This window comes from Streptomyces sp. HM190 (assembly GCF_009857135.1).
Lineage (GTDB): Bacteria > Actinomycetota > Actinomycetes > Streptomycetales > Streptomycetaceae > Streptomyces > Streptomyces heilongjiangensis.
The window spans coordinates 802,818-824,987 of the sequence record NZ_CP047318.1 but is presented as its reverse complement, the minus strand read 5'-3'; the positions used below and the strand labels follow the sequence as shown (position 1 = coordinate 824,987).

22 protein-coding genes are annotated in these 22,170 nt (G+C 72.7%); 12 read left to right on the top strand and 10 right to left on the bottom strand.

Annotated elements, in window-relative coordinates:
- Positions 1-164 precede the first annotated feature (164 nt).
- Positions 165-407 carry a hypothetical protein gene (locus tag GSY65_RS03005; protein ID WP_159765811.1) on the top strand — a complete coding sequence of 81 codons (243 nt, stop codon included), beginning with the start codon at positions 165-167 and terminating at the stop codon, positions 405-407.
- A 166-nt stretch (positions 408-573) separates the two neighbouring features.
- Entirely contained in the window at positions 574-1,611 is a 1,038-nt protein-coding gene (locus GSY65_RS03000; protein ID WP_159765810.1) for an NUDIX hydrolase, read from the top strand.
- An 83-nt stretch (positions 1,612-1,694) separates the two neighbouring features.
- Here GSY65_RS03000 and GSY65_RS02995 read toward each other — a convergent pair whose 3' ends face one another.
- Complete coding sequence (locus tag GSY65_RS02995; RefSeq protein WP_159765809.1) at positions 1,695-3,050, bottom strand: dipeptidase; 1,356 nt, start codon at positions 3,048-3,050, stop codon at positions 1,695-1,697.
- Positions 3,051-3,232: 182 nt separating this feature from the next.
- On the opposite strand from GSY65_RS02995, the gene GSY65_RS02990 reads away from it, so the two are divergent.
- Positions 3,233-4,438 carry a geranylgeranyl reductase family protein gene (locus GSY65_RS02990; protein ID WP_159765808.1) on the top strand — a complete coding sequence of 402 codons (1,206 nt, stop codon included), beginning with the start codon at positions 3,233-3,235 and terminating at the stop codon, positions 4,436-4,438.
- 115 nt (positions 4,439-4,553) lie between these two features.
- Here the strand turns inward: GSY65_RS02990 and GSY65_RS02985 are convergent, their stop codons facing one another.
- A complete protein-coding gene (locus tag GSY65_RS02985) occupies positions 4,554-5,003 on the bottom strand; it encodes a nitroreductase family deazaflavin-dependent oxidoreductase (RefSeq protein ID WP_159765807.1) in 450 nt (149 codons plus the stop codon).
- Positions 5,004-5,202: 199 nt separating this feature from the next.
- Between GSY65_RS02985 and GSY65_RS02980 the strand changes: the two genes are divergently transcribed.
- Complete coding sequence (locus tag GSY65_RS02980; RefSeq protein WP_159765806.1) at positions 5,203-5,916, top strand: TetR/AcrR family transcriptional regulator; 714 nt, start codon at positions 5,203-5,205, stop codon at positions 5,914-5,916.
- Between the two features lie 199 nt (positions 5,917-6,115).
- Here GSY65_RS02980 and tgmB read toward each other — a convergent pair whose 3' ends face one another.
- From tgmB to GSY65_RS02960, 4 genes are all read right to left on the bottom strand, one after another.
- Entirely contained in the window at positions 6,116-7,099 is a 984-nt protein-coding gene (gene tgmB / locus GSY65_RS02975) for an ATP-grasp ribosomal peptide maturase (RefSeq protein ID WP_159765805.1), read from the bottom strand.
- A gap of 17 nt (positions 7,100-7,116) precedes the next feature.
- Positions 7,117-7,308 (bottom strand): putative ATP-grasp-modified RiPP, encoded by a 192-nt coding sequence (tgmA, locus tag GSY65_RS02970; RefSeq protein ID WP_055517641.1) that lies wholly within the window; start codon positions 7,306-7,308, stop codon positions 7,117-7,119.
- Positions 7,309-7,486: 178 nt separating this feature from the next.
- Positions 7,487-8,692 carry an MFS transporter gene (locus GSY65_RS02965; RefSeq protein ID WP_159765804.1) on the bottom strand — a complete coding sequence of 402 codons (1,206 nt, stop codon included), beginning with the start codon at positions 8,690-8,692 and terminating at the stop codon, positions 7,487-7,489.
- Positions 8,693-9,538: 846 nt separating this feature from the next.
- Positions 9,539-10,222 (bottom strand): alpha/beta fold hydrolase, encoded by a 684-nt coding sequence (locus GSY65_RS02960; protein ID WP_159765803.1) that lies wholly within the window; start codon positions 10,220-10,222, stop codon positions 9,539-9,541.
- Positions 10,223-10,832: 610 nt separating this feature from the next.
- Between GSY65_RS02960 and GSY65_RS02955 the strand changes: the two genes are divergently transcribed.
- Entirely contained in the window at positions 10,833-11,816 is a 984-nt protein-coding gene (locus tag GSY65_RS02955; RefSeq protein WP_159765802.1) for a hypothetical protein, read from the top strand.
- A gap of 60 nt (positions 11,817-11,876) precedes the next feature.
- Here the strand turns inward: GSY65_RS02955 and GSY65_RS02950 are convergent, their stop codons facing one another.
- Positions 11,877-12,656, bottom strand: a complete 780-nt coding sequence (locus GSY65_RS02950) for a DeoR/GlpR family DNA-binding transcription regulator (protein WP_159765801.1) — start codon at positions 12,654-12,656, stop codon at positions 11,877-11,879.
- A 156-nt stretch (positions 12,657-12,812) separates the two neighbouring features.
- Between GSY65_RS02950 and GSY65_RS02945 the strand changes: the two genes are divergently transcribed.
- The 3 genes from GSY65_RS02945 to GSY65_RS02935 all read left to right on the top strand — a co-directional run bounded on the left by GSY65_RS02945 (position 12,813) and on the right by GSY65_RS02935 (position 15,602).
- Positions 12,813-13,700 (top strand): SIS domain-containing protein, encoded by an 888-nt coding sequence (locus GSY65_RS02945; RefSeq protein ID WP_159765800.1) that lies wholly within the window; start codon positions 12,813-12,815, stop codon positions 13,698-13,700.
- Positions 13,701-13,796: 96 nt separating this feature from the next.
- Positions 13,797-14,657 (top strand): class II fructose-bisphosphate aldolase, encoded by an 861-nt coding sequence (locus GSY65_RS02940; protein ID WP_159765799.1) that lies wholly within the window; start codon positions 13,797-13,799, stop codon positions 14,655-14,657.
- Between the two features lie 171 nt (positions 14,658-14,828).
- Positions 14,829-15,602, top strand: coding sequence for an AraC family transcriptional regulator (locus GSY65_RS02935; protein WP_159765798.1), 774 nt, complete (start codon positions 14,829-14,831; stop codon positions 15,600-15,602).
- Between the two features lie 75 nt (positions 15,603-15,677).
- On the opposite strand, the gene GSY65_RS02930 is transcribed toward GSY65_RS02935, so the two are convergent.
- Positions 15,678-16,832, bottom strand: coding sequence for a methyltransferase (locus tag GSY65_RS02930; protein WP_201452437.1), 1,155 nt, complete (start codon positions 16,830-16,832; stop codon positions 15,678-15,680).
- Between the two features lie 66 nt (positions 16,833-16,898).
- Here GSY65_RS02930 and GSY65_RS02925 point away from each other — a divergent pair, with 66 nt between their 5' ends.
- The 3 genes from GSY65_RS02925 to GSY65_RS34445 all read left to right on the top strand — a co-directional run bounded on the left by GSY65_RS02925 (position 16,899) and on the right by GSY65_RS34445 (position 19,425).
- Positions 16,899-17,621, top strand: a complete 723-nt coding sequence (locus tag GSY65_RS02925) for an alpha-ketoglutarate-dependent dioxygenase AlkB family protein (protein WP_159765797.1) — start codon at positions 16,899-16,901, stop codon at positions 17,619-17,621.
- Positions 17,622-17,672: 51 nt separating this feature from the next.
- On the top strand, positions 17,673-18,920 hold the full coding sequence (locus tag GSY65_RS02920) for an ROK family protein (RefSeq protein WP_159765796.1): 1,248 nt from the start codon (positions 17,673-17,675) through the stop codon (positions 18,918-18,920).
- Between the two features lie 343 nt (positions 18,921-19,263).
- Positions 19,264-19,425 carry a hypothetical protein gene (locus tag GSY65_RS34445; RefSeq protein WP_328707480.1) on the top strand — a complete coding sequence of 54 codons (162 nt, stop codon included), beginning with the start codon at positions 19,264-19,266 and terminating at the stop codon, positions 19,423-19,425.
- 95 nt (positions 19,426-19,520) lie between these two features.
- Here GSY65_RS34445 and GSY65_RS02910 read toward each other — a convergent pair whose 3' ends face one another.
- Together GSY65_RS02910 and GSY65_RS02905 are read right to left on the bottom strand one after the other, a co-directional pair.
- Entirely contained in the window at positions 19,521-20,054 is a 534-nt protein-coding gene (locus GSY65_RS02910; RefSeq protein ID WP_201452436.1) for an ATP-binding protein, read from the bottom strand.
- 272 nt (positions 20,055-20,326) lie between these two features.
- Positions 20,327-20,650 carry a hypothetical protein gene (locus tag GSY65_RS02905; RefSeq protein WP_159765795.1) on the bottom strand — a complete coding sequence of 108 codons (324 nt, stop codon included), beginning with the start codon at positions 20,648-20,650 and terminating at the stop codon, positions 20,327-20,329.
- Between the two features lie 359 nt (positions 20,651-21,009).
- Here GSY65_RS02905 and GSY65_RS02900 point away from each other — a divergent pair, with 359 nt between their 5' ends.
- Complete coding sequence (locus GSY65_RS02900; RefSeq protein WP_159765794.1) at positions 21,010-22,143, top strand: PLP-dependent cysteine synthase family protein; 1,134 nt, start codon at positions 21,010-21,012, stop codon at positions 22,141-22,143.
- Positions 22,144-22,170: the final 27 nt, after the last annotated feature.

Below are 22,170 nucleotides of genomic sequence, written 5' to 3'. Positions count from 1 at the left end.
TCGGGGCCCGGTGCGGCCGTGGTGTCCGTCGTGGCCGAGACGGGGCCGTCGTCGCGGGCCGGATCCGACACGCGGTACGGGGCGTTCGGTTCGATCATGGGTTCGGTGGGGCGAAACGGTGGGGTGGCCGTGACCCGGTGGGCCTCTGTCGCGTTGAGCGGGGCATGAAGAAGCGCAGCATGCTCGCCATCGCCTCCCTCGCCACCGGTTTCGTCGTCGCGGCCGTCACGCCGTCGCACGGTCTCGACGCGGACGCCCTCGGAAAGGCCGACGGGCTGAGCAAACTGGACGTCGAGGGAACCCTCGACAGCGTCGGCAGGACGGTCGCCGACGACAGCCTGGCGGTCGGCGACGACGCCCTGGGGAGCGTCACGGGCCCGCAGGGCAAGGCCGGCAAGAAGGGCTGACGCCCTCCGTCGGAATCGGCGGGTTCTCCCTTCCGCCTCGCACGACACGGTGGCGGGTTCCCCTCGGTGGGAACCCGCCACCGTGTATTTCACCTCCTCATCAGCGGCTGGTTTCCGCGTCGTAGTGGAGGGCAAGCCTCAGGGGGTCAACAGAAGAGGGGGAACCGTGATCGTCTGGATCAACGGTGCGTTCGGTGCGGGGAAGACCACCGCCGCACGGGAACTGATCGACCTGATCCCGAACAGCACGCTCTTCGACCCCGAGGTCATCGGCGGCGCACTGACGCACATGCTGCCGGCCAAACGCCTCGCCGAGGTCGCCGACTTCCAGGACCTGCCGAGCTGGCGACGGCTGGTGGTCGACACCGCCGCCGCGCTCCTCGCGGAGCTGGGCGGCACCCTCGTGGTCCCCATGACCCTGCTCCGCGAGGAGTACCGCGACGAGATCTTCGGCGGCCTCGCCGCCCGCCGCATCCCCGTACGGCATCTGCTCCTCGCACCGGCCGAAACGATCCTGCGGGAGCGAATAGCGGGGCGGGACATACCGCCGGACCTCCCCGACGGCGAGATGCGGATGCGTCAATGGGCGTACGACCGGATCGCGCCCTACCGGGCCGCGCTCGGCGGCTGGCTCACCGCCGACGCCCACCTCGTCGACACGAGCGCCCTCACCCCTTACGAGACCGCGCGGCGCATCGCCGACGCCGTACGCGACGGGAACGTACCCGTCTGCGACATCGTGCAGACCCCCGAGCCGACCGCGGAGACCGTGGCCGCCGGCGTGCTGATGTTCGACGACGACGACCGGGTCCTGCTCGTCGACCCGACCTACAAACCCGGCTGGGAGTTCCCCGGCGGAGTCGTGGAGCCCGGCGAGGCACCGGCCCGCGCGGGCATGCGCGAGGTCGTCGAGGAGACGGGGATCCACCTCGACGACGTACCCCGGCTGCTCGTCGTCGACTGGGAACCCCCCTCGCCCCCTGGCTACGGCGGACTGCGCCTCCTGTTCGACGGCGGCCGACTCGACGCGGCCGGATCCCAGCGCCCCGTACTGCCCGGTCCCGAGCTGCGCGGCTGGCGCTTCGTCACCGAGCAGGAGGCCGCGGACCTGCTGCCGCCGGTCCGCTACGAACGGCTGCGGTGGGCGCTGCGGGCCCGGGAACGGGGCGCCGCGTTCTACCTGGAGGCGGGCGCTCCCGTGTGACGGCGACCCCGCCACCCCCTGTGCGGGAGAAACACCCGGTGTCCCCGGTGGGCGGCGTGCCGCACCGGGGACACCTCGTCCGCTCAGCCCGCCGCGTAGTTCGTCAGGAACAGTGCCTCCGTCACCGCCATGCGCTCCAGTTCGTCCGGCGACACGCTCTCGTTCACCGCGTGGATCTGCGCCTCGGGCTCGCTGAGGCCGATGAGGAGGATCTCGGCCCGCGGGTAGAGGGCGGCGAGGGTGTTGCACAGCGGGATCGACCCGCCGTGGCCCGCGTACTGCATCTCCTGGCCCGGGTAGGCGACCGCCATGGCCGCGGCCATCGCCTCGTACGCCGGGCTGGAGGTGTCGGCGCGGAACGCCTGGCCGTGACCGATCGGCTCGCAGCTCACCCGGGCACCCCACGGGGTGCGCGCCACGAGATGCGCCTCCAGCAGCTTCTTCGCCTCCTGGACGTCCACGCCCGGCGGGACCCGCAGTCCGATCAGCGCGCGGGCGCTCGCCTGGATCGACGGGGTCGCCCCGACCACCGGAGGGGCGTCGATGCCGAGCACGGTGGCGGCGGGCCGCGCCCAGATCCGGTCGGCGACCGTGCCGGACCCGACCAGGTCGACACCGTCGAGCACCTTGGCGTCCTCACGGAACCGCTCGTCGTCGTACTGCAGACCGTCCCATGTGCCGTCGCCCGCGAGGCCGTCGACGGTCGTCGTGCCGTCGGCGGCGCGCAGCGAGTCGAGGACACGGATCAGCGCGGCCAGCGCGTCGGGCGCCGCGCCGCCGAACTGCCCGGAGTGCAGGTTGCCCTCCAGGGCGTCGATCCGCACCCGCATGAGGACCATGCCGCGCAGCGACGCGGTGACCGTGGGCAGTCCGGCGCGGAAGTTGCCGGCGTCGCCGATGACCACGGTGTCGGCCGCCAGCAGTTCGGGGTGCTGCTCCGCGTACTGCTGGAGCCCGCCCGTGCCCATCTCCTCCGAACCCTCGGCGATGAGTTTGACGGTGACGGGGACGCCGCCGTTCGCCTTCAGCGCGCGCAGCGCCAGCAGATGCATGATCACGCCGCCCTTGCAGTCGGCTGCACCGCGCCCGTACCAGCGCCCGTCCCGCTCCGTCAGCTCGAACGGCGGCGAGAGCCAGGCGGACTCGTCCAGCGGCGGCTGCACGTCGTAGTGCGCGTACAGCAGGACGGTCTTCGCGCCCTCGGGCCCCGGCAGGCAGCCGTACACGGACTGGGTGCCGTCGGGGGTGTCGAGCAGGGCCACGTCCTGGAAGCCCTCGGCGCGCAGCGCGTCGGCGACCCAGTTCGCGGCGCCCTCGCTCTCGCTCCTCGGGAACTGGTCGAAGTCCGCCACCGACTTGAAGGCCACCAGCTCGGTGAGCTCCTCCTTCGCCCTGGGCATCAGTGAGGCGACGGTCTCGGCGACCGGGTTCGACGACATGGGCACGCTCCTCGTGGGTGCGACGTTGTGCTTCTGTGGGTGTGCGTGCGTACGCGCGTACCCGGTGTTTCGGTGTAGGGCGCACGCGCTGCCGATCCTCCCACAGCGACTCTCGGTGACGACCGCCGTAGGATGCGTGGGAAAGGTGCGGCAGGCGGCTGGATCGGGAGCAGTAGACCATCGTGAGCAGCGAGAACTCTTCGGCGGACGACGTACAGCGGGTGTGGGACGTCGTCGTGGTGGGCGCGGGGCCCGCGGGGGCTTCGGCCGCCTACGCGGCGGCGGTCGCGGGACGCAGCGTCCTGTTGCTGGAGAAGGCCGAACTGCCCCGGTACAAGACCTGCGGCGGCGGCATCATCGGCCCCTCGCGGGACGCCCTGCCACCCGGCTTCGAACTGCCCTTCAAGGACCGCGTGCACGCCGTCACCTTCTCCCTCGACGGCCGCTACTCCCGCACGCGCAAGTCCAAGCAGATGCTCTTCGGCCTGATCAACCGGCCCGAGTTCGACCAGCAGCTCGTCGAACACGCCCAGAAGGCCGGCGCCGAACTGCGCACGGGCGTCACCGTCACCCGCGTCGAGCAGCACGGCTCGGCCGTACCGGACCGCCGCACGGTCGCCGTCGTCCTCCAGGGCGGTGAGACGCTGCTGGCGCGGGCCGTGGTCGGCGCGGACGGCAGCGCCAGCCGCATAGGAGCGCACGTCGGTGTGAAGCTCGACCAGGTCGACCTCGGTCTGGAGGCGGAGATCCCCGTCCCGGAGACCGTCGCCGAGGACTGGAAGGGACGCGTCCTCATCGACTGGGGCCCCATGCCCGGCAGTTACGGATGGGTCTTTCCCAAGGGGGACACGCTGACGGTGGGCGTCATCTCCGCGCGCGGCGAAGGCGCCGCCACCAAGCGGTACTTGGAGGACTTCATCGGGCGGCTCGGCCTCGCCGGCTTCGAACCGAGCGTCTCCTCCGGGCACTTGACGCGTTGCCGCGCCGACGACTCGCCGCTCTCCCGGGGGCGGGTCCTGGTGTGCGGGGACGCGGCGGGGCTGCTGGAGCCGTGGACGCGCGAGGGCATCTCGTTCGCGCTGCGCTCGGGGCGGCTCGCGGGGGAGTGGGCGGTCCGCATCGCCGAGGCGCACGACGCGGTGGACACCCGCCGCCAGGCCCTCAACTACGCGTTCGCGGTGAAGGCCGGCCTCGGCGTCGAGATGAGCGTCGGCAAGCGGCTGCTGATCGCCTTCGAGCGGCGGCCCGGCCTGTTCCACGCGGCGCTCACCGGTTTCCGGCCGGCGTGGCGCGCGTTCGTCGACATCACGCGCGGCTCGACGTCGCTGGGAGAGATCGTGCGCACCCACCCGATCGCCCAGCGCGCGCTGACGGCGTTCGACCGGTAGGCGGGCTGGGGCTGGGGGTGGGGCTGGGCCCCGGGCCAGGGGAGGGGACCGGTACCGGTGGCGCCGGGTCGGCTCGTCGTCCCGCAGGGCGTTGCGCTCCGGGTCCTGCGGCCGGTCACTTCTTGACGGTGATCCGGAAGACGGGGTGCTTCGGGGCCGCGGCGAGCAGTTCCTCGTCCGAGGAGTCGGCGTTGACGTCACCGAAGAAGCGGCCCACCTCCCAGCCCCACTTCTTGAGGTAGGTCCGCAGGATCGCCGGCTTCTCCTCGTCGGGCAGTTCGACCGCGGTGAACTCCTGTACGCGGCGGCCCACTTGGAGCCGCCCGCCGCCCGCGGCCCGCATGTTCCGGACCCACTCGGAGTGGCCGCGCGCCGAGATGAGGTAAGGGCCGCCCTCGTACGGCAGCGGGTTCACCGGCAGACGCCGCCACTCGCCGCTCTTGCGGCCGCGCACGGACAGTTCCGCCGTGCCGAGGAGGCTGACGCCTCGCCGGGCGAGCCAGCCGATGGCGTTGTTGACGGCGCGGTCGACGGCGCTGACCTTGATGTAGTGGGTCGACGACATGGTCCCCTCCGGGGGTGTGCGGTGAGCCAATCAGAGAGCGGTGCTCTCGCTTGAGAGCAGTGTGCATGAGACGGGTGCTCCAAAGCAAGAGCAGTGCTCTCTGTTGTGCTCGCCGCTCTTGCCTGCGATCTCCGCTCTTGTTTGTGATCGGTGCTCTCTATTGTGTGCAGTGCTCTGCCTCTGTGGCACACTGCTGCGCATGAGCACTGCACAAGGAGCCCGCGCCCGCGCCCGGACCGAGGTCACCGCCGCGATCAAGGACGAGGCGCGCAGACAGCTCGCCGCCGAGGGTGCCGCCAAACTGTCGCTGCGCGCCGTCGCCCGCGAGCTGGGCATGGTCTCCTCGGCGCTCTACCGCTACTTCCCGAGCCGTGACGAGCTGCTCACCGCGTTGATCATCGACGCGTACGACTCCCTGGGTGAGGCCGCCGAGGCGGCGTACGCGAAGGTGCGCGGGGAGAGTCCGGCGCGGCAGTGGGTCGTGGTGTGCGAGGCGGTGCGGGAGTGGGGACTGGCGCGGCCGCACGAGTACGCGTTGATCTACGGCTCGCCGGTCCCGGGCTACACCGCGCCCTCGACGACCGTGCCGGCCGCCGCGCGGGTCGGGCTGCTGCTGATCGGGATCGTGCGTGACGCCCACCAGGACAAGGGTGTCGCGCAGTGGAAGCTGCCCGCCGAGTTGCGGCCCGAGGCGCGGCGCATGGCGGAGGACCTCGCCCCCGATCTGCCCCCGGCGGTGGTCGTCGTGCTGATCGGGGTGTGGGCGCAGCTGTTCGGGCTGGTCAATTTCGAGGTGTTCGGGCAGTTCAACCGGGTGGTCGAGGACCGGGAGACGTTCTTCCGGCATGCGGCGGGCCAGCTCGCCCACCACGTTGGCCTGGTGTACCCGCGGTCCGGCGCGACGGAGCGCTGAAGCGCCCCGGGTCGCCCCTCACGGCAGAGCACGGCAGCACGGGGCCCGGCAGGGCGGGTCGGCGTACGTCCTGGGAGGAGGGGTGATCACCACGTTCGGGTGATGCCGGGGGGCGAGGCCGGCGTGCCGTCTGCCGTCCTGTCCGTGCGCCGTCCTGTCCGTGCGCCGTCAGGGTTCGCCCTGAGCCGGTCCTCCCTGCTCAGGGTGTCGCCCTGAGCCGGTCCTCCCGGTGGGTCTGCCGTTCCGGTTCGCGGTGGGTCAGCCAGTCGGCGACCGTCTGGGCGATCGGCTGGTCCGTGTCCATCTCCACGAAGCCGAACTGGCCCGACTGGTTGCACTCCAGGAACCACCAGATCCCGTCGGTGTCCTCCGCGAAGTCGAAGGCGCCGTAGGCGAGTCCCGCGTCACGGAGGTAGGCGCGTACGGCGGCGGCCGTACGCGCCGGAACGTCGACCGGACGCCAGGGCGCGTCGGAGGCGGTGTAGCGGACGTCGACCTCGTCGGGGTGGGCGTCCGGGTGCACCTCCTTGCGGGCGGCCAGCAAACGGTCGCCGACGGCGGTGAGACGGATGTCGGCTGTCTTGGCGATCCGGCGTTGCAGCAGCGTGGGCCCGAAGGCGACCGCGGCGAAGTCCGTGCCGGGCGCGATACGGCTGGTGGGGACCGTCCTGGGCGGCTCCTGCGGGTGGGTGCCGGAGACGGGCTTCACCACCAGGTCCGGGAAGCGCTCGGCGAATTCCCGGGCGGCCTGCGGGAACGTGGTGATGAGTGTGGCCGGCACGGGCAGCCCGATCTGCTGGGCGTGCCGCAGCTGCCAGGGCTTGTGCCGGGCGCGCCGGGCCGCGTCGGGGTCGTTCATCCAACGGGCCCCCGTGGCGCGCAGCATGCCGTACAGGGCCTGCGAGGACTCCTCGGTGAGCCAGCCGGACGGCTCGGCCGCCCGGCTGGCGGGAGTACCCGGCCTGCGCAGCCAGATGGACCGCAGCCCGCTCATGCTGACCAGGCGCCCCCCGGCGGACAGGTGCCCGCGGAAGGCGCCGTGGACGTACTCACCGGAGAGCGCGACCCCGCCGGGCAGGTCGGCGGGGTCGACGCGGACCACCGGTACGCCGGACCGGTTCAGTCGGGCCACCACCAGGTCTGCCGTCACATCCTGTTCGCACGTCAGGATCAGCACCGTCATCTGTCGTATATCCGCGTTCAGTCGTCGAAGTGGGTCTTCGAGCCCGCCGTGGACGTGGTGGCCCCCAATTCCCGCATCAGAGCCAGGTCGTGGGCGGCGATCCGCCCGTCGGGGAGCACGTTCAACTGCAGCCCGGAGTCGTAGGTGTACGGAGCGCTGAACTCCAACTGCTCAGTGGTGCGAGCGTAGTTGAGTACGAACAGTCGCATCGTTTCTCCTTGGTTCGGGACCATCCGGAAAAACGGATGGTGACGCTCCGGCCGCACTCTGTTGGGCCGGGTCGCTGTGCCTCCAGGGAGTTATACGAATCGAACGACTGAATGGTTGCCTCATCTTGTCGGCAGTTTCGACTTGCACCGCGAGGCGTCAAATGGCAACGGTGCGTGGTCATTTCGGCGCCGCGTGCCGAGTGGCGAACGCGATGGCGGAGGCGAACGCGGCGAGTGCTGCGACACTGGTGAGTGCGGTGGGAAGGGAGTGCCATTCGGCCAGGAAGCCGATCGTGGGCGGGCCGAGCAGCATGCCGAGGTAACCGAGCGTGGAGGCCGTTGCCACCCCGCCGGGGCCGGCGAGGGCGCCGGCGCGCTCGATGGCGACGGGGAAGATGTTGGCGAGCCCGAGACCGGTGACCGCGAAGCCGAGCAGCGTCGCCCACACCGACGGGGCGAGCGAGCCGAGCAGCATGCCGACCGTTGCGGTGGCGCCGCCGGCCACGAGCACGCGGGTCCTGCCCAGGCGCTCCAGCAGGGTCGTCCCGGTGAGCCGGCCGACGGTCATGGCGAGCGCGAAGCAGGAGTAGCCGATCGCCGCGACGCCGGGGGAGGCGTCCAGGTCCTCCTCCAGATGCAGGGCGCCCCAGTCGGCCAGCGCCCCTTCGCCGTACGCCGTGCACAGGGCGATCAGGCCGAAGGTGACCACCAGGGCGCGGGTGCCGCTGCCCGAACGGCCAGGACCGCCGACGCTGTCACGGGAGCCGTTCGGCTCGGCTGCCGCACCGTCCGCCGTAACGGGCAGGCGTTCCGGAGGCGCCGGGGGCGCGTGGCGCAGCATGGTGCGTCCCGCGACGACGGTGACCAGCAGGCCGATCACGGTGATGGAGCACAGATGGCGGGTGGCCGACAGGGAGCCCGCGACCAGGCCGCCGAGGCCCGCCCCGATCATCCCGCCGAGGCTGAAGGCGGCGTGGAAGCTCGACATGACGGGGCGTCGCAGCGCGGCCACCAGGTCGACGGCGGCGCTGTTGAAGGCCACGTTGATGCCGCCGAAGGCCGCGCCGAAGACCAGCAGGACGGCGCCCAGCGCGAGTGCCGAGTGGGTCAACGGCGGCAGTGCCACGCTGAGCGACAGCAGGACCGCGCAGGCGACCGTCACGGGATGGCTGCCGAACCGGCGGCACAGCCGTCCCGTCAGCATCATCGTGACCACCGCGCCGGCGGACACGCCCAGCAGGGCCAGGCCCAGTGCTCCGGGTGACGCGCCGGTCTGCTCCGTCACCGCGGGGATCCGTACGACCCATCCGGCGAAGACGAATCCGTCCAGGGCGAAGAAGGCGGTGATGGCGGCTCGGAGCCGGGTGAGGTCGCCACCCGGCACGACGCTGTGCGATCGGGTTTTGTTTATTTGCGGCACAAACGCAGGCTAGTTCGGACCGGGTGGATGGGCAAGCGTGTTTCTTCGGTTCGCGGTCGGCGGCTCGCGTTCTGCGGCTTGGGTGCGGCGTGCCTCGGTTTCCGGTCCTGAGGTGGGCGATCTCGATGGCGGCGCCGCGGGTGAACGGGGTTCGCAGCGACGTGGTCTCGGTCGCTGTGCGTCACCGGATCTTCCGAGGTGCCTTTGGTCGGCCGGGCCCGCGTCGCGTGTTTCGGAAGTGGCCCCACTCGGCGGTGAATTGTTTTTCGCTTTCCTGAGGGATATCCCGTGAGGTGAGTGACGAGCGGGAGTCGGCAACTCGCTGATGACGCGCGGGAATGGAGGGGCTGGGTTCCGTGCCGGTGAAAGGCGGCCTCGTCGTCGATGACGCTCGTCGGTCCGGTCCTTGTGTGTGATCGCACGACTTCCCCGCTGTGCAGGGGGAGTTGATCGGGGATGTGCTCGGTCCTTTCGCCGAGATATCAGGGCCGGGGCAGGGGATCGAGGGCGGCGATCGGCGCGGCTTTCGGTGAGGGGAGCCGAGCTGCGCCGTGTCGGTCGCGGCCTGGGCCACCCCTTTCCGGCTCAGTCGGCGCGGCGGCCCGCATGGCCGGAATTGCTCGGGCGTAACGTGCGCAGCCACCGGGGAATTGCCGACGACGAACACCGATGAGAACGCCATGGCCCCGCGCCGGGTCGCCCTGGGCCGAGCAGGGCCGACCCGATCGAGGCGCGCTTCGCGGCGCGAAGGGCGTCCACTGGGGCGGCGGACCGCGATCGACCACGGTCTGCCCGCCCCGCCCGCCACCGTCAGGAGGCGGCGGCCTCCGCCAGGACGCGGGCGAGTTCCTGGGGGCGGGTGGCCATCGGCCAGTGGCCCGAGTCGACGTCCATGTACTCAAGGTCGGTGGCGCGAGCGAGCTCAGGACTGTCACCGGCGCCGATCCACTCCTTGGCCTGGGCGGCGGTGAACTCGGGGCAGACGACGACAACGGGGACGTCGAAGCGGCGCTCGTCGGACAGGCGCACGATGCCCTTGGCCACCGCCTCCGGGACGGGGACGGCGGCGGACGCGATGCGGTCCCGGGTCTGCTGGTCCAGGTCGGCGGTGTCCGCGCCCTCGAAGGGATCCCAGCCCGGGAACGGCATGGTGCCGTCCTCGATCGCGAAGTGATCGGCGTAGGTCCGCCCGTCGGCGGCGGGGAAGCCGCCGATCAGGGCGACCCTGGCCACCTTCTCCGGTCGTGCGTCGGCGGCCAGCCAGGCCAGGGTCGCCGCCGCCGAGTGCCCTACCACCAGAGGCTTCCCGGGCGCCGCGTCGACCGCGGCCAGCACTGCTGCCAGCTGGTCGTCGAGCGTCGCCGCTGCGGAGCCGTCGCCCTGGCCGGGGAGGGTGAGCGGCACGGGGCGGTGGCCGAGCGCGGTGAGTTCGGGCACGACGTCGTCCCATGCGGATCCGTCGAGCCACAGGCCGGCGATGAGCAGGATGTCCACGGTGGTTCTCCCTGAGAGGAGTCGGATCGGCTGGTGGCCGGCACGCTACCGGGAGGCTCTGACAACGGGCTCCGGCCAGTGTGCGAACCACGAAATCCGCAGCTCGACCCCATCCACCCCGGAGAACGGGCGCGGTCTCGGCACCGGCTGTCCCGCGCGACCGCGACAGTCGTACGCTCTGCCGCCTCGGCCTCCCTTCCCCGGGCCCACCGGAGGTCCGCAGGCCGCTCCAGTGCCACCCGGTCGGCAGTCGTTCCCCGCCGACGAGGACGGCGCGGCCGGTCGACGACTCCCCGGACGTCGAAGCCGGGTGCGTCCGCGAAGTCCTCCCCGGATCGGCGGTGAGCCGGGCTTCTCCGGCGCCAACCGCTGCCTCGCCGACCGCAGTTCGTCGAGGGCCGGCTCCCGCTCCCTCCCCTTCAGGTCGCACGGGGGCGGCCTGGTGGAGGGCCTTGGAGCGTAGACCGCAGATACGGGTCGGGGGTCTTCGCGCTAGACTCCATATACCCCTTAGGGGTATGTGTGCAAGTTCTGTGCAGCGCCTTGACTCGATACCCCCAGGGGGTATGGTGGGCCCTATGGAAACCCTCCGACCTCCGAGGAGATGGCCATGAACACCGGACTGAGGATCACCGCGTTCGCCGCCGCGCTGGCCGCGACCTTCGGCACCGCCTACGGGGTGGGCAAGGGTGTCGAGCCCGTCGTCGCGGACAGCGCGCCCCCGCGCCACGACAGTCACGCGCGGACGTCACCGGAGCCCGACGAGGGCGGCGGTCACACAGAGGGGCACGAGACACCGCCGGCCGGGGGCCTGCAGATCTCCGAGGGTGGCTACACCCTCGACCTGCGCACCACGACCGTCACCGCGGGTGAGCGCGCCGACCTGCGCTTCGTCATCCGCGACGACGAGGGCCGCGCCGTCACCGCGTACCAGCGCGAGCACGACAAGGAACTGCACCTCATCGTCGCCTCACGCGACCTGGTCACCTACCGCCACCTCCATCCCACCCGCGAGGCCGACGGCACCTGGAGCACCCCCGTCGACCTGCCCGGCGCGGGCGGCTACCGCGTCTTCGCCGACTTCACCCCCGCACGGAAGGGCGCCGAGAACCTCACGCTCGGCGCCGACCTCGCCGCCTCGGGCGCCTACGAACCGCAGCGGCTCCCCGAGCCGGACGCCACCGCGCAGGTCGACGGCTACGAGGTCGAACTGGACGGCGGGCTGCGCCCGGGCACCGCGAGCGAGCTGAAGCTGACGGTCTCCCGTGACGGTCGCCCGGTCACCGACCTCCAGCCCTACCTCGGCGCCTACGGCCACCTGGTCGCCCTGCGCGCCGGTGACCTCGCCTACCTGCACGTCCACCCGAACGGCGAACCCGGCGACGGTGTGACCGAACCCGGCCCCGGCATCTCCTTCACGGCCACCGCGCCCAGCGCCGGCGCCTACCGCCTCTTCCTCGACTTCAAGCACGAGGGGACGGTCCGCACCGCCGCGTTCACGGTCCGTGCCGGGGGCCCGGCGGCCACGCCCACCCCGGAGGAGCCGAAGGACGCGGAGGGAACGCACGACACGTCCACCGGACACGGTCACTGAGAGGGAGCGGGGGCGCATGCGTGGCCGTCCCGCACCTCGGTCCACTCGGCCGGTCCCTCCTCAGGCCACGACGACCCGAACCCCCGCCTCCTCGAACCGCCCCACTGTCTCCGGCTCCGCCGCCGCGTCCGTGACCAGCGTGTCCACCGAGTCGGCCGCGCAGATCCACGCGAACGCCCGCCGCCCCAGCTTGCTGGAGTCGGCCGCGACGACGACCCGCTCCGCGCGCTCGCACAACAGCCGGTTCACCGCGGCCTCCGCCTCGTCGTGCGCCGCCGCGCCGTGCACGACGTCGAACGCGACCACGCCGAGCACCGCCACATCCAGGGTGATCTGCCCGAGCACCCCGTCCGCGAGCGGCCCGACCAGCTCGTACGACTGCGCGCGGGCCACCCCGCCCGTCACCACGATCTTGAACTGGGGTCGCACGGCGAGTTCGCTCGCGATGTTCAGCGCGTTGGTGACCACGGTCAGCGCGGGCGCCCCGGACGCCAGATCGCCCCGCACCGCCAGCGCCCGCGCGACCTCCGTGGTGGTCGTGCCACCCGTCAGGCCCACCGCCTCACCGGGGGCGACGAGGTCCGCCACCGCCTTCGCCACCCGCTGCTTCTCGGTGGCCCGCCGGGCGGTCTTGTAGCGCAGCGGCAGCTCGTACGAGACCCCGTGCACGACCGCGCCGCCCCGTGTCCGGACGAGCATCTGCTGCTCGGCCAACTGGTCGAAGTCACGCCGGATCGTCGCCGCCGACACCGCCAGCTCGGCCGCGGCCTCCTCGACGTCGAGCCGCCCCCGCTCCACGAGCAGTTCCAGCAGCGCCTGCCAGCGGGCGTCGCGCGACATGGGCACCCCACCTCTCCGTCCGTACGTGATCCCCGGACGACCCTAGCGACCCTGACGCCGACAGCGGCACCACCGTCATGCTTGAAGATGTTTGAAATCAGGCTCTATCTTGCATGTGCGAGCATGAAGTTGTCGTCTGCTGGGGAGGCTGACCGCATGACCCACGTCGAGGACGAACTGAACAGCCAGCCCGAGTGCTGGTCCCGCGCCGTCGCCGATGCTGCGGCCCACGCCAGGTCCCTGCCCGCGGCGGGGGAGCGGGTGGCCCTCGTCGGCTGTGGCACGTCGTACTTCATGGCCCAGGCCGCCGCCCTCCTGCGCGAACGTGCGCGGCAGGGCGAGACGGACGCCTTCGCGGCCTCCGAGTTCCCCTACGGCCGCGCCTACGACCGGGTCGTCGCCCTCACCCGCTCCGGCACCACCACCGAGGTGCTCGACCTGCTGGGCGCGCTCCGGGGCCGTATGCGCACCACCGCGATCACGGCCGACCCGGACACACCGGTGATGTCGGCCGCCGACGACCTCGTCGTGCTCGACTTCGCCGACGAGAGGTCCGTCGTCCAGACCCGCTTCGCCACCACCGCGCTCACCCTGCTCCGCGCCCATCTGGGCCTGCCCGTCGACGGGGCCGTGGCCGACGCCCGCACCGCGCTGGAGGCACCGCTGCCCGAAGGCGTCGTCGGCAGTGACCAGTTCACCTTCCTCGGACGCGGCTGGACCGTGGGTCTCGCGCACGAGGCCGCGCTCAAGATGCGGGAGGCCGCGCTGGCATGGAGCGAGGGATACCCGGCGATGGAGTACCGGCACGGCCCCATCAGCGTCACCACGCGCGGAACGGTGACATGGATGTTCGGCAGGGCGCCCGACGGGCTGGCGGAGCAGGTCCGCGGGACCGGCGCGACCTGGGTGGCCGGCCGGCTCGACCCCCTCGCCGAACTCGTCCGCGTCCAACGCCTCGCCGTCGCCGTGGCCGCCGCCCGCGGCCTCGACCCGGACCGGCCACGCCACCTCACCCGCTCGGTGATCCTCGACCCGACCCCCTGACGAGCCCGACCCGCGCTACGCCGCCCGACGCCCCGTGCCCGCGCGACCACCCCCGTCGCGCGCGGATCCTCGACCCCCCAGCCCTCAGGAGGAGTTGTGCCCCTCACCTCGACCGGTGAGCTGATCACGGCAGCCGCCGCCGCGCACTCCGCCGTGGCCGCGTTCAACATCATCACCCTGGAGCACGCCGAGGCCGTCGTCGCGGGCGCCGAGACCGTCGGCAAGCCCGTCGTCCTCCAGGTCAGCGAGAACGCGGTCGAGTACCACGACGGGCAACTGCTCCCACTGGCCCGCGCCGCCACCGCCGCCGCCGAGCGGGCGACCGTGCCCGTCGCGCTCCACCTCGACCACATCCAGAGCGACGACCTGCTGCGCCGGGCAGCCGACGCCGGGTTCAGCTCCGTGATGTACGACGCCTCGCGCCTGCCGTACGCCGAGAACCTCGCCGCCACGCGGGCCGCGGTGGACTGGGCGCACGCCCGAGGGCTGTGGATCGAGGCCGAGTTGGGCCAGGTCGGCGGCAAGAACGGGCTGCCGCCCCTGGACGCGCACGCCCCCGGCGCCCGTACCGACCCCGACGAGGCCCGCGCCTTCGTGGCCGACTCCGGGGTGGACGCCCTCGCCGTGGCCGTCGGCAGTGCGCACGCCATGACCACCCGGACCGCCACCCTCGACCACACCCTCCTCAAGCGGCTCGCCACCGCCCTCGACGTCCCCCTCGTCCTGCACGGCTCCTCCGGCGTCCCCGACGACGAACTCCGGGCGGCCGTCACCGGCGGTATCGCCAAGGTCAACATCGGTACCGCCCTCAACATCGCCCTGACCGGCGCGATCCGCGACCTCCTGACCGCCCGCCCCGAGGCGGTCGACCCCCGCGCCTACCTGGCGGTCGGCCGCACGGCGATGACGGAGACGGTGACCCGGCTGATCGGCGTCCTGGCCACCCCGTCGCCATGAGGCGTCGGGCCACGGGATGATGCCCGCCGCCCGGTGGGCAGGTACGTCCGGGCGACCTGCCCGGCGGACGGCCCGCACGGAACGGGCGCGCCGGCCGCTGCCGTGTAAAAGTCCTGCTAACGGAGCCGTCCGGGCGGGAAATGTGACGGCCGTCACTGGTACTTTTCCGTCATGCGGGAGACGGAGATCCACCTCGGTGAGCCGCCCGTCGTCGCGGGCATCGGAGTCGGCGTGCACGGGGTGGCCGGACGGACGGACGTGTTCCGGCTCCCGGAGCTCTGGCAGCTCCATCTCTACCAGTACGAGGCCGAGTTGACGGTCGACGGCTCCGTGCACACCATCCGCCCCGGCCGTGTCAGCCTCGTCCCGCCCGGCACCACGGTCCGCTACCGCTACCGGGGCCGCTCGGAACACCTCTACGCCCACCTGCGCATCGCCCCGACCGGCACGCTCCGCACCGTCCCCGTCGTCCAGGACGCCGGCCCCGAACTCCCCGCCCTGACCGACCTGTTGCTCCATGCGGTGGCCGCCGCCCCCAGCGAGCCCGAGCGCACCAGGGCCGAGATCTGGACCACCCTGTGGCGGGTCGCCCACCTCACCCCGCCCGCCGCGGCGGACCCGGGCCCGCACCCTGCGGTCATCACGGCCATCGCCCACATCGAGGCCCACCTCGCGGCCCCGCTGTCCGTCCCGGACGTGGCCCAGGCCGCCGGGGTCTCCCACAACCACCTCACCCGGTTGTTCCGGACGGAGACGGGCAGCACGGTCGTCGGCTACATCCGCCGCCGCAGACTCGAACGCGCCCACCACCTGCTGCGCGCCACGACGCTCTCCATCCCCGCCGTCGCGGCCTCCGTGGGCATCCCGGACCTCCAGGCATTCAACAAGGCGTGCCGCCGCGAGCTGGGCGCCTCCCCGAGAGCCCTGCGCGGCGTCGCTCCCTGACCCTCCGCCGCACACCGGCGTCCCGAACCCCACCCCGGACTCCCCGCGTCACGACCCCGTCCCGCACCCTCGGCGTCACGACCCCCGCTTGACCGCCCGCAGCACCACGAACTTCGCGTCGCCGGCGACGAGTCGGCTGTTGCCGAAGATCCGCCGCAGCTTCACGTGATACCCGAGATGGCGGTTCCCGACCACCCACAGCTCGCCCCCCGGCCGCAGCGCCCGCCGCGCCCCGGTGAACATCCGCCAGGCCGTGGCGTCGGTCGTCGCCTGGTGGGAGTGGAACGGCGGGTTGTTGAGGACGAGATCGACGCTCCCCGGCGCGAACCCCGCCATCCCGTCGCCCACACGGAACTCGGCCCTGCCGTCCGTGTTCGCCCGGTACGTCGCCTCCGCCGAGGCCACCGCCTGGTACGACTCGTCCACGAACACCACCTCGGCGTCCGGGTCGTCCAGCGCGACCGCCGTGCCGACCACGCCGTTGCCGCACCCCAGGTCCACCACGCGCCCGCCACCGCTGCCCCGCGGCAGGTGCCGGAGAAAGAACCGGGTGCCGATGTCGAGCCGGTCGGCGCAGAACACCCCCGCGTGGTTGACCACGGTGCGCCCGGCCAACGTCCCGATGCCGTCCGGCAGTTCATAGGTGTACGGCCACGGATCGGCCTCGCGGTCCCGCACGACGTCCGCGTCCGGTGTGCAGTGGATCAGCCGTGCCTTCTGCTCGGCGAGCGAGGTGCGGGTCGGCCCGAGGATCCGCTCGAACAGCTTCAGCGTCGAGGTGTGGATCTCCTTCACCATCCCGGTGCCGACGACGACCGTCCCCTCGTGCACGGCGGGCGCCAGCCGGTGCAGCTGGTTCTCCAGGAGGGCGAGGCTCTTGGGCACCCGGACGAGCAGCACGTCGACCCGCTCCGGAGGCGGGTCCTGGGTGGTGAGCAGCCGCACCGTGTCCGGGTCGGTGCCGTTGCGCGCCAGGTTCGCCCGCGTGGCCTCCCGGGTGAGGAAGGAGTCGGTGATCTGGGTCGGCCGGTGCCCGGCGAGGGCCGTGGTCAGCGCGCCCCAGCGGTCACCGACCACCACGACCGTCCCCTCCAGCGGTGTCCCGCTCGCCGCGAGGTGGCGCAGCAGATACGCGTCGGACGCGTCCCAGGCGCGCAGCCGGTCACGGGGGTCGTCGGGGTGGCGGGCCAGGGCGTAATCGCCCCAGGGCGCGGTCATACGGTCGCTCATCGTGTGCCCAGGCTAGCCGAGCCGCAGCTCAGGACCGTTCCCCGTGGGGTGCGTGATGATGGGGGCATGGACGCCGAGCTGTTCCCCCGCAGCCGCACGGAGATCGCGCCGGGCGCGGTCCACGTTCCCGACTGGCTGGACCTGGAGTGGCAGCGGCGGCTCCTGGCGGCCTGCCGCGCGTGGGCCCGCCCACCCGCCGGGCTCCGCACGGTCCACACCCCCGGCGGCGGCACGATGACCGCCCGCCAGGTCTGCCTCGGCCACCACTGGTACCCCTACGGGTACGCCCGCACGGTGGTCGACGGCGACGGCGCCCCCGTGAAGCCGTTCCCGGCCTGGCTGGACGCCCTGGCCCGGCGCGCGGTCGCGGACGCCGCCGGCAGCGCCCCGGAGAAGGCCCTCTCCCCCGTGGCGGCGTCCGGCACGGCAGCCGACCTCGCGCCGGACCCACGCGGGATGACGGACCCGTACGACATCGCCCTGATCAACTTCTACGACGGGGACGCCCGCATGGGCATGCACCGCGACAGCGACGAGAAGTCGGACGCGCCGGTCGTGTCGCTGAGCCTCGGCGACACCTGTGTCTTCCGCTTCGGCAACCCGCGGTCGCGGGCCCGGCCGTACACGGACGTGGAGCTGCGCAGCGGTGACCTCTTCGTGTTCGGCGGGCCGTCCCGGCAGGCGTACCACGGGGTGCCCCGCGTGTACGCGGGGACGGCGCCGCCCGAGTTGGGCCTGACCGGGCGGCTGAACGTCACGCTGCGGGTGAGCGGCTTCGGCGGTGGCTGAGGCCGACTCGGCGTGACCCGAGCCGGTACGGATCATGGGAGACTCGCCCTCATGGACGGCAAGGCGGCCCCCAAGGCGGCGGGCGAAGGGACAGCGACCACGACACGCACCCGGCTGGACCGGGGCAGGGGCGCGCTCGGTCCGGCGCTCGAACTCGTGCACACCGGGCGGGCGCCCACCCGGGCCGTCCTCACCGCCGAGCTGGGCGTCACCCGGGCCACGGCGGGTGCCGTGGCAGCCGAGCTGGAGGCGCTGGGGCTGATCCGGGTCGACGCGCACCCCAGCGCGGCCGCCGGTTCCCAGGGCCGTCCCTCGCACCGGCTGGAGGTCGCCGAGGAGGGTCCCGTCGCGCTCGCCGCCCAGGTGCACGCCGACGGATGGCGGGCCGCGCTGGTCGGGCTCGGCGGGCGGATCGTGGCGACCGCCCCCGGCTGCGAGACCGTCGACGCCGACCCCGCGAAGGTGCTCGGGTCGGTCGTCGAGGCGGGCGCCGACCTGCTCCGCGAGACGGGCCGGCGGTGTGTGGGCGCGGGCCTCGCCGTGCCGTCGGCCGTGGCCGAACCGGCGGGTCTCGCCCTGAACCCGCTCCACCTGGCCTGGCCCGCGGGTGCTCCGGTCCGCGAGATCTTCTCCGAGCGGGTGCGGGCGGCCGGCATCCAGGGCCCGGCGTTCGCGGCCAACGACGTGAACCTCGCCGCGCTCGCCGAACACCGGCACGGCGCCGGCCGGGGCGCCCGCGACCTCCTCTGCGTGGCCACCGGGCACCGGGGCGTCGGCGGCGCACTCGTCCTCGACGGCCGTCTGCACACCGGCAGTTCCGGGCTCGCCCTCGAAGTCGGCCACCTCACCGTCAACCCCGAGGGCCGCCCCTGCCACTGCGGCAGCCGCGGCTGCCTGGACGTGGAGGCCGACCCCCTGGCCTTCCTCACCGCGGCCGGCCGCGATCCCGGCCCCGAGGTGTCCCTGCTCCAGCAGGCCAACGACCTGATCCGCACCAAGTACGCCGATCCGGCCGTCCGCACCGCCACCGAGTCCCTCATCGACCGGCTGGGCCTGGGTCTCGCCGGCCTCGTCAACATCCTCAACCCCGACCGGATCATCCTCGGCGGTCTGCACCGCACCCTCCTGGACGCCGACCCCGACCGGCTGCGCAGCGTGGTCGCCGACCGCAGCCTCTGGGGCCGCCGGAGCGGGGTCGTCCCCGTCCTCCCCTGCACCCTCGACCACAACAGCCTGGTCGGCGCCGCCGAACTGGCCTGGCAGCCCGTACTGGACGACCCGCTGGCGGCCCTGACCTGACGGTGTCGGCGGTCGACGGAGCGGTGTCCGGCGGCTCTCGCGGTGACGACGTGAGCGGGAGCCCCGTCCCGGCATGGCTCCCGTACTCCGCGGGAGGTACGCGCACTGCCGCTGCCCGTACGACGACCGCACGCCCTTGCGGCGGGAAACTCGACCCATCGACCACCGGCGTGTCCCGAGGTGATGAGTTCGAGATGCGGGCCCTCGCGCACTGTGGCGGCGGCGGCGGACCCGGCCCCTGGCTCCTCCTGTTCCCCCTGATCGGGGCGGCGGTCGTCGCCGGAGCCGTCAGCTCCTGCGCCACAGCGCCCGGCGCGGGCACCGGGCCCCGTGGTGGCCGTCGGTGGCCGGCCGCGCCCGGAACGGCGACAGCCGTCCCACCGGTGACCCACCGATCGCGACGCCCGGCCGCCGCTTCGCCTCCGGCGCGACCGACGCGGACGAGTGCGGGCGCCGACTGCCCGTCCTCGACGAGCAGTTCGGACGGTCCGGCGGGGACGTATGAGACACCGGCCGGACCGCCGTCGGGACCCATCGATCGGGACCACCGGCCGGCACGCGGACGAGCCGAGCCGTACGGCGAAGGTGGTCACCGCCCGGTCAGCCTGCGACGGCCGACCGGGCGGGAGCGTGTTCGGGCCTGCGCCCGCGCGCGGCGGGCCGGATCCCGGTGTCGCACGGCTGCATCTGCGGCTGGGGCTGCCCGACGTCGTACGGCGAGATCTTCGGCACCGCGGCCGAGGAGGCGGGCAGCGTGAACCACACGACCTTCCCCGTCCGGCCGTGCGGACGGACACCCCAGCTCTCGCTCACCGCGGCGACCATGGCGAGCCCGCGCCCACTGGTGGCGAAGAGCTCCGCGTCCTGGACGACCGGGAGACGGGGGTCGTTGTCCTGCACCGAGACCGTGAGCCGGCCGAGGAGCAACTCCATCTCCACGGTGCACGACTTGTCCGGCTCCGCGTGCCGGTGGACGTTGGACAGCAACTCGGTCACACCGAGCGCGGCCCGCTCTATCAACGGATCCAGATGCCAGTAGCGCAATTGCGCAGATACGATTCTGCGGACCTGGCCGATCCGCGACGGCAGGGCTTGGAGCTCCACCGTGCAGTGCCTGCTTTGCTGGCTGATCACGGCTGCGACTCCCCGATGTGAGTCCGGAAGATCGGAGTACGGATCCAGCGAGGTGGCTGGGCGAAAAACGCCGCCTGCTGCGGGGCGGCCGCCGGTGACTGCCGCCTGGGGGACGGCCGCCGGGGGCTGCCGTCCGCTCGTGGGGTGGCTGCGTCCAGATCGCCGCCCGCTGTCGTGGCCGGCGGGCTGGTTCGCAGCGTTATCGCCGGTAAACCCAGAGTTACGTGAGACCAGCGTGACCCAGGGGGGCGGGTCCCGCAACTCGCGGTCCGTCAGCCACCGCGCCCCGCCGCCTTGCGCACCGCCTCGATGAACCGGCGCGCCGAGGGCGGGCCGGGCTTCCCCGGAGCGGGGTCGTGCTCGTTCAGGGTGAGCGTGTAACGGGTGCCGTTGACATCGGCCAACGCCCGGTCCTCATGGGCGAACCAGGGCTTCGAGGCACGCACCGCCTGCACCGGGGCGCTGTCGATCTCGCTGCCGTAGCTGGTCAGCAACTGCAGCCGGCCGTCCTCGATCCTGACCTGGCCCGCCCGGGTGAGCTGCCGCAGCCGCTTCCCGATCCGCACGCCCGTGGCCGTGAACTCCGGCTCCGCCATGTGCCCCGCCCCCTAGTGCGCCCTCGGCTCTCCGCTGTCGTGATCCGTACCGGACCGTGATCCAGTGTGCCCGAGGGGCGCGTTTCCCCGTGCCACCCCCTCGGGGGGACCGACCAGGTCCGTGCGGTGAAGTCTGCACGTCCCCGCCGTCGAGCACCAGTGCGCACGGTTGGTCGGGGGCAGGGTTCCGGCGCACGCGCGGCATGCGCCCCCCATGCGCCCCGCGCATTGCCGCCACAGCAGTGTCTTTGGGGTGCTCAAAGGCATGTTTATGCAGGTGAGAAGCGTGCGGAAGGTGTCTATCATCGGGACGTCCGACGCTGCGACACGCCGTCGGCGCACCTCGTGAGGAGCACGCCGTGAGCACCCCCCAGACCACTCGCCCTGGCGCGACCCTCGATGTCGACCACAGCGACGCCGATTACCGGACCTGGCTCAAAGAAGCGGTCCGCCGGGTCCAGGCCGACGCCAACCGCTCCGCCGACACCCACCTGTTGCGCTTCCCCCTGCCCGAGCGCTGGGGGATCGACCTGTATCTCAAGGACGAGTCGACCCACCCGACGGGCAGCCTCAAGCACCGCCTGGCCCGTTCCCTCTTCCTCTACGGCCTGTGCAACGGCTGGATCCGGCCGGCCCGCCCCGTCATCGAGGCGTCCAGCGGCTCCACCGCCGTCTCGGAGGCGTACTTCGCCAAACTGATCGGCGTCCCCTTCATCGCCGTCATGCCGCGCACGACCAGCGCCGAGAAGATCCGCCTCATCGAGTTCCACGGCGGCCACTGCCATTTCGTGGACGACTCACGCAAGATGTACGAGGAGTCGGCCCGCCTCGCGGTGCAGACCGGCGGTCACTACATGGACCAGTTCACCTACGCCGAGCGGGCCACGGACTGGCGGGGCAACAACAACATCGCCGAATCCGTCTTCCGGCAACTGGAGTTGGAGCGCTTCCCCGAGCCCGCCTGGATCGTCGCCACGGCCGGCACCGGCGGCACCTCCGCCACCATCGCGCGCTACGTCCGCTACATGCAGTACGACACCCGCATCTGTGTCGCCGATCCCGAGAACTCCTGCTTCTTCGAGGGCTGGACCACCGGCGACCCGGACGTCACCTGCGACTGCGGCTCCCGTATCGAGGGCATCGGCCGCCCCCGCATGGAGCCCAGCTTCCTCCCCGGCGCCATCGACCGCATGATGAAGGTCCCCGACGCCGCCAGCGTCGCCGCCGTACGGGCCCTGGAGCAGGCCATCGGCCGCAAGGCGGGCGGCTCCACCGGGACGGGCCTGTGGAGCGCGCTCAAGATCATCGCCGAGATGGTCGGGGAAGGGCGCCGGGGCAGCGTCGTCACGCTCCTGTGCGACCCCGGCGACCGCTACCTCGACAAGTACTACTCCGACGCGTGGCTGGGGGAGCAGAGCCTGGACATCGCCCCGTACACGGCGGCCATCGAGTCCTTCCTGGCGACCGGGGTGTGGGCGGCGCCCCCGCGGTGACGCGAGCGGTGCGACCGAACGCGAGCG

Bases quoted from the DNA above. Each gene is read 5' to 3' on its own strand.
- GSY65_RS02950 (WP_159765801.1), bottom strand. From the start codon at position 12,656: ATGTCGCGCGACGCCCGCTGGCAGGCGCTGCTGGAACTGCTCGTGGAG.
- GSY65_RS02905 (WP_159765795.1), bottom strand. From the start codon at position 20,650: ATGGCGGAGCCGGAGTTCACGGCCACGGGCGTGCGGATCGGGAAGCGG.
- tgmA (WP_055517641.1), bottom strand. From the start codon at position 7,308: ATGCGACTGTTCGTACTCAACTACGCTCGCACCACTGAGCAGTTGGAG.
- tgmB (WP_159765805.1), bottom strand. From the start codon at position 7,099: ATGACGGTGCTGATCCTGACGTGCGAACAGGATGTGACGGCAGACCTG.
- GSY65_RS02955 (WP_159765802.1), top strand. From the start codon at position 10,833: ATGAACACCGGACTGAGGATCACCGCGTTCGCCGCCGCGCTGGCCGCG.
- GSY65_RS02925 (WP_159765797.1), top strand. From the start codon at position 16,899: ATGGACGCCGAGCTGTTCCCCCGCAGCCGCACGGAGATCGCGCCGGGC.
- GSY65_RS03005 (WP_159765811.1), top strand. From the start codon at position 165: ATGAAGAAGCGCAGCATGCTCGCCATCGCCTCCCTCGCCACCGGTTTC.
- GSY65_RS02995 (WP_159765809.1), bottom strand. From the start codon at position 3,050: ATGTCGTCGAACCCGGTCGCCGAGACCGTCGCCTCACTGATGCCCAGG.
- GSY65_RS02985 (WP_159765807.1), bottom strand. From the start codon at position 5,003: ATGTCGTCGACCCACTACATCAAGGTCAGCGCCGTCGACCGCGCCGTC.
- GSY65_RS02980 (WP_159765806.1), top strand. From the start codon at position 5,203: ATGAGCACTGCACAAGGAGCCCGCGCCCGCGCCCGGACCGAGGTCACC.
- GSY65_RS02930 (WP_201452437.1), bottom strand. From the start codon at position 16,832: ATGAGCGACCGTATGACCGCGCCCTGGGGCGATTACGCCCTGGCCCGC.
- GSY65_RS02920 (WP_159765796.1), top strand. From the start codon at position 17,673: ATGGACGGCAAGGCGGCCCCCAAGGCGGCGGGCGAAGGGACAGCGACC.
- GSY65_RS02945 (WP_159765800.1), top strand. From the start codon at position 12,813: ATGACCCACGTCGAGGACGAACTGAACAGCCAGCCCGAGTGCTGGTCC.
- GSY65_RS02935 (WP_159765798.1), top strand. From the start codon at position 14,829: ATGCGGGAGACGGAGATCCACCTCGGTGAGCCGCCCGTCGTCGCGGGC.